The sequence below is a fragment of the Bradyrhizobium sp. IC4060 genome (genome assembly GCF_020193715.1).
GTDB lineage: Bacteria > Pseudomonadota > Alphaproteobacteria > Rhizobiales > Xanthobacteraceae > Bradyrhizobium > Bradyrhizobium yuanmingense.
In genome coordinates, this window is the sequence record NZ_JADYVJ010000103.1 from 1 (window position 1) to 418 (window position 418).

Sequence of the window (418 nt, forward strand, 5' to 3'; positions counted from 1 at the left end):
GTTTGATGTGCAGATCAAACGTATCCATGAATACAAACGCCAGCTAATGAATGTGCTGCACGTCATCACCCGCTATAACCGGATCAAGGCCGATCCGCAGGCCGAGTGGGTACCGCGGGTGAATATTTTCGCCGGTAAGGCGGCCTCGGCCTACTACATGGCCAAGCACATTATTCACCTGATCAACGATGTGGCGGCGGTGATTAATAACGATCCGCAGATTGGCGACAAGCTGAAGGTCGTCTTTATCCCCAACTACAGCGTTAGTCTGGCGCAGCTGATCATTCCGGCGGCAGACCTGTCGGAACAGATCTCCCTCGCAGGCACTGAAGCTTCCGGCACCAGTAATATGAAGTTTGCCCTTAACGGCGCGCTGACTATCGGCACCCTTGATGGGGCAAACGTGGAGATGCAGGAG

At 54.3% G+C, this 418-nt stretch carries 1 protein-coding gene; it reads left to right on the plus strand.

The window, feature by feature from the left end:
* Positions 1-418 (plus strand): glycogen/starch/alpha-glucan phosphorylase (locus tag I6F16_RS37680; protein WP_225174799.1); only part of this gene is annotated, 418 nt, incomplete at both ends.